The organism is Planosporangium flavigriseum (assembly GCF_011947225.1).
Taxonomy (GTDB): Bacteria; Actinomycetota; Actinomycetes; order Mycobacteriales; family Micromonosporaceae; genus Planosporangium; species Planosporangium flavigriseum.
This window is the reverse complement of record NZ_JAATVW010000056.1, coordinates 1-1299: the sequence shown is the minus strand read 5'-3', so window position 1 is coordinate 1299 and position 1299 is coordinate 1. Positions and strand designations below refer to the sequence as shown.

Below are 1299 nucleotides of genomic sequence, written 5' to 3'. Positions count from 1 at the left end.
CTGGAAGCCCAGCGAAACCGCCTTGGCCACGTCACGCGTGCCCAGGTTGGTGGTCAGGATGATCACCGTGTTCTTGAAGTCCACGATGCGTCCCTGACCGTCGGTGAGCCGACCGTCTTCCAGGATCTGCAGCAGGGTGTTGAACACGTCCGGGTGGGCCTTTTCGATCTCGTCGAACAGCACCACCGAGAACGGCTTGCGCCGGACCTTCTCGGTCAGCTGGCCACCCTCGTCGTAGCCGACGTACCCCGGAGGGGCACCGACCAGCCGGGAGACGGTGTACCGGTCGTGGAACTCCGACATGTCCAGCTGGATGAGCGCGTCCTCGCTGCCGAACAGGAACTCGGCGAGCGCCTTGGACAGCTCGGTCTTACCCACGCCGGACGGGCCGGCGAAGATGAACGAGCCGGACGGACGCTTCGGGTCCTTCAGACCCGCACGGGTACGCCGGATCGCCTTCGAGACCGCCTTGACCGCGTCCTCCTGGCCGATGACGCGCTTGTGCAGCTCGTCTTCCATGCGCAGCAGCCGGGAGGTCTCCTCCTCGGTCAGCTTGTAGACCGGGATACCGGTCCAGTTGCCGAGGACCTCGGCGATCTGCTCGTCGTCGACCTCGGACACCACGTCCAGGTCGCCGGCCTTCCACTCCTTCTCCCGCTGCGCCTTCTGGCCCAGCAGCTGCTTTTCGGTGTCCCGCAGCTGCGCGGCCCGCTCGAAGTCCTGCGCGTCGATCGCGGACTCCTTGTCCCGACGCACCTGCGCGATGCGCTCGTCGAAGTCCCGCAGGTCTGGCGGCGCGGTCATCCGCCGGATCCGCATCCGGGCGCCGGCCTCGTCGATCAGGTCGATCGCCTTGTCCGGCAGGAACCGGTCGGAGATGTACCGGTCTGCCAGGGTCGCCGCGGCCACCAGCGCGGCGTCGGTGATCGACACCCGGTGGTGAGCCTCGTAGCGGTCCCGCAGCCCCTTGAGGATCTCGATCGTGTGGGCCAGCGACGGCTCACCGACCTGGATCGGCTGGAAGCGCCGCTCCAGCGCGGCGTCCTTCTCCAGGTGCTTGCGGTACTCGTCCAGCGTGGTGGCGCCGATGGTCTGCAGCTCACCCCGCGCCAGCATCGGCTTCAAAATCGAAGCCGCGTCGATCGCGCCCTCGGCGGCACCCGCACCCACCAGGGTGTGGATCTCGTCGATGAACAGGATGATGTCACCGCGGGTACGGATCTCCTTGAGCACCTTCTTCAGACGCTCCTCGAAGTCACCGCGGTAACGCGAACCCGCCACCAGCGCACCCAGGTCAAG

The 1299-nt window shown here is 67.1% G+C and carries 1 protein-coding gene; it reads right to left on the bottom strand.

Annotated features, from left to right (window positions below; all coding sequences use genetic code 11):
• The coding region (locus HC028_RS26775; protein ID WP_168080219.1) for an AAA family ATPase at window positions 1-1299 on the bottom strand (1299 nt) is incomplete at both ends.